This window comes from Streptomyces sp. NPDC054975 (genome assembly GCF_053609105.1).
Window position 1 is genome coordinate 1 of the sequence record NZ_JBSGWV010000100.1, and the last position, 4,471, is coordinate 4,471.

Annotated in this window: 1 protein-coding gene; it reads right to left on the reverse strand. The window is 73.5% G+C overall.

The features are described 5' to 3' along the window. Nucleotides 1–4,471, reverse strand: a 4,471-nt coding sequence (locus ACWF79_RS34650; protein WP_453732158.1) for an SDR family NAD(P)-dependent oxidoreductase, incomplete at both ends; no start/stop codon positions are given.

A 4,471-nucleotide genomic window follows, 5' to 3' on the forward strand; every position in this document is an offset into this window, starting at 1 on the left:
TCAGCGACACGCCCCGCGAAAACCTCCGACTCCTCCAACAAACCCGCAGCCATACCCACCCACTGCGAACCCTGACCCGGAAACACGAAGACGGTGCCGCCTTCGGTGGCCTGGCCGGTCAGCAGGCCCGCGACGCCGGTGGCTTCGGCCGGGCCGACGGGGTCGGTGGACTCAAGGGAGCCGCCGAGCGCGCCGAGTGCCGCTCGGATTCCGTCGCGGTCCGTGGCGGTGATCGCCGCCCGGTGCTCGAACGCGGTCCGGGTGGTGGCGAGTGAGAAGCCGATGTCGGTGAGGCTCTGGTCGTGGTGGGCGTCGAGGTGGCGGGCGAGCCGGGTCGCCTGGTCGCGCAGTGCCTGCTCGGTGCGGCCGTAGAGCAGCCATGGCGCGGCGGCGGGGGCGTCCGGGTCCGTCGTGGTCTCGGGGTCCGCCGCGTCCGCGGTCTCGTCCGCCTGCTCCGGCGCCTGTTCGAGGATGACGTGGACGTTGGTGCCGCTGATGCCGAAGGCCGAGACGCCGGCCCGGCGCTTGTCGCCGGTCACGGGCCAGTCGCGGGTCTCGGCGAGGGGCCGTACGGCGCCCGCCGACCAGTCCACGTGGGAGGAGGGAGCGTCGAAGTGGAGGATCCTGGGCAGTCGGCCGTGCCGGAGGGCGAGCACCGTCTTGATGACGCCGGCGATTCCTGCGGCGGCCTGGGGGTGGGCGATGTTGGACTTCAGGGAGCCCAGCCACAGGGGCCGGTCCGCGGGGCGGCCCTGGCCGTAGGTGGCGAGCAGGGCCTGCGCCTCGATCGGGTCGCCGAGCCTCGTGCCCGTGCCGTGCGCCTCGACGACGTCGACGTCGGACGCCGACACTCCCGCGTCGGCCAGCGCCTGCCGGATGACGCGCTGCTGCGACGGACCGCTGGGTGCGGAGAGGCCGTTGCTCGCGCCGTCCTGGTTGACGGCGGAACCACGGATCACGGCCAGCACCTGGTGCCCGTTGCGACGGGCGTCCGAGAGCCGCTCCAGGACGACCATGCCGGCGCCTTCGCCCCAGCCGATGCCGTCGGCGGCGTCGGAGAAGGGCTTGCAGCGGCTGTCCGTGGCCAGTCCGCGCTGGCGGCTGAACTCCATGAACATGCCGGGCGCCGCCATGATCGTCACGCCGCCGGCGAGGGCGAGCGCGCATTCGCCGTTGCGCAGGGCCTGGGCCGCCAGGTGGACGGTGGCCAGCGAGGACGAGCAGGCCGTGTCCACGGTGTAGGCGGGGCCTTCGAGGCCGAGGACGTACGAGATCCGGCCGGAGACCACGCTGGAGGACTTGCCGGTCACCAGGTAGCCCTCGAAGCCCTCCGGGGCCTCGTGGAAGCGTGAGCCGTAGTCCTGGTACACCATGCCGGCGAACACGCCGGTCGAACTGCCGCGCAGCGTGGCCGGGTCGATGCCGGCACGCTCCAGGGCTTCCCACGAGACCTGGAGCAGGACGCGCTGCTGCGGGTCCATGGCCAGGGCCTCGCGGGGGGCGATCCCGAAGAAGGCGGGGTCGAACTCGGCGGCGTCGTAGAGGAATCCGCCTTCGCGCGAGTAGCTCTTGCCGGAGGCCTCCGGGTCGGGGTCGTAGAAGTTGTCCAGGTCCCAGCCCCGGTTGCCGGGCAGGTCGCCGACGGCGTCGCGCTCGCCGATGAGCAGGTCCCAGAACTCGTCCGGGGTGGTGACGTCGCCGGGGAAGCGGCAGCCCATGCCGACGATCGCGATCGGGTCGTCGTCCCGTGGTGCCGCCGCGGGTGTCCGGGCTCCCGAAGCCGGCTGCTGGTCGTGCGCGCCGAGGAGCCGGGTGCGCAGGTAGGCGGCGAGGGCCTCGGGGGTGGGGTTGTCGAAGAGGAGGGTGGTGGGCAGGCGCAGGCCGGTGGCGGCGGCGAGGCGGTTGCGCATCTCCACGACGGTCAGGGAATCGAAGCCGATCTCCTTGAACGCCTTGCCCGCCGTGATGCCGGCCGGGGTGGCGTGGCCGAGGACGGTGGCGGCCTGGGCACGGACCAGTTCCAGGACGGCGCGGTGCTGCTCGGGCTCGGTGAGTCCGGCGAGGGTGTCGGCGAGCGGGGACTGCCCGTCGGCGGCGGAGGCGGACGCGGCGGTGAGCGCCGCGCGTGCCTCCGGGAGTTCGGAGAGCAGGGGGCTCGGCCGGGTCGCCTGGAACCGGGGGGCGAACCGCTCCCAATCGATGTCGGCGACGACGAGCGAGGCGTCCGGGCCGGCGACGGCCTGTGGCAGGGCCTCCACGGCCTGCTCGGGGGGCATGCCGGGGATGCCGAGGCGGCGCATGCGCTCCTCGACCGGGGCGTCGACCATGCCGCCGCCGCCCCAGACGCCCCAGGCCACGGCGGTGGCGGGCAGGCCCTGGGAGCGGCGCAGCCGGGCGAGGGCGTCCAGGGAGGCGTTGGCGGCCGCGTAGGCGGCCTGGCCTCCGTTGCCGAGGATGCCCATGACCGAGGAGAAGAGGACGAACGCGTCGAGGTCCAGGTCGGCGGTCAGTTCGTGGAGGTTGGTCGCGGCGGTCGTCTTCGGGCGCAGTACGCCGGCGAGGGAGTCCGTAGTGAGGGCGTCGAGGGTGGCGTCGTCGAGTACGCCTGCGGTGTGGACGACCGCGGTCAACGGCCGATCCGCCGGAACCGACGCCAGCACCCGGGCCAACGCCTCACGATCCGCCGCGTCACACGCCTCCACCTGCACCGACACACCCAGCTGCGACAACTCCGCCACCAACTCGGCAGCACCCGCAGCAGCCAAACCCCGACGACTCGTCAACACCAGATGCTCCGCACCCTGAGCCGCCAGCCAACGAGCGAACCGCGCACCCAACGCGCCCGTACCACCCGTCACCAGGACCGAACCCGACGGACGCCACACCCGACCCCCGTCCACCACACCCGACACACGCACCAGACGACGACCCAGCACACCCACCGCACGCACCGCCACCTGATCCTCACCACCCCCAGCGGCCAACACACCCACCACACGCCGCACCACCCGCTCGTCCACCACCTCCGGCAGATCGATCAGACCGCCCCAGCGGTTGGGGTGCTCGATGCCGACGACGGCGCCGAGGCCCCAGAGCTGGGCCTGTGCCGGGTCGGTGGCCGGGTCGTCGTCGACCGCGTCGACGGCCGAACGGGTCACGCACCACAGCGGTGCCGGGACACCCGTGTCGCCGAGCGCCTGTACGAGGGCGAGGGTGCCGTTCAGCGCGGCAGTCACCTCGGGGTGGTCCTGGCTGGGTCCGGTGGTGAGGGCGAGCAGCGACAGCACGCCGGCGGCCTGCGGGAGGTCCGGGAGCTCCGTCAGTGCCGCGGCCAGCCGTACGCGGTCGGTGTCGGCGCCGACGGGGAGGAGGACGACGTCCGCGCCGCACCGGGTCAGCTCCTCCCGCACCTGGCCGACGACGGTGGCCGCCGCGGGGGCCGGGTCCTCGGGGACCACCAGCAGCCAGGTGCCCTGGAGCACCGGGCGCCGGCTGTCGCCGACGGGCCGCCAGACGGTCCTGTAGCGGCGGCCGGCGGCGTCGGACAGCTCGCGGCCCTGCCTACGCCAGGCGGAGAGCAGCGGCAGCAGTCCGTCGAGGGCGTCCGGGTCGGCGGCGTCCAGCACCGTGCCGAGAGCGGCGCGGTCGCCGCGGTCGACGGCGTCCCACAGCGCGGCGTCGCGCGAGGAGAGGGCGGCGACGGGGGTGACGGGCTCCGGCCAGTACCGCTCGCGCTGGAAGGCGTACGTGGGCAGGTCCACGATCGTGGAGCCGGGGAAGGCGGGCCGCCAGTCGGGGTCGACGCCGCTGACGTGGATCTGTGCGAGCGACAGCAGGAACCGCTCCATGCCGCCCTCGCCTCGCCGCAGCGAGCCGAGCACGACGACGGCGTCGTCGGCGGCGGTCGCCGTGACCGCTTCCGCCGTCTCCTGGATGGCCGTGGTGAGCACCGGGTGGGGGCTCATCTCGGCGAACACCTCGTGTCCGGCCTCCATCAGCCGTCGAGTGGTCTCCTCGAACCGGACGGTGTTGCGGAGGTTCTCGTACCAGTAGTCGCCGGTCATGCGGGTGGTGTCGAGGGGCTCTCCGGTGACGGTGGAGTAGAACGGCACCTCTGCGGCGCGGGGCGTGACCTCCGCGAGCAGTTCGGCCAGTTCGTCCTTGATCTCTTCCACGTGGTGGGAGTGGGAGGCGTAGTCGACGGGGATACGGCGGGCCCGTACGTCGTCGGCGGCGCACTCCTCCATCAGCTCGTCGAGTGCCTGCGAGTCGCCGGAGACGACGGTGGACAGGGGGCCGTTGGTGGCGGCGATGCCGATGCGGCCGTCCCACCTGGTCAGCCGCGTGCGGGTCTCGTCGGCGGTGAGCGGCAGGAAGACCATGCCGCCGCGTCCGGCGAGCGCGCCGAGCGCCTGGCTCCGCAACGCCACCACACGCGCCGCGTCCTCCAACGACAACGCACCCGCCACAC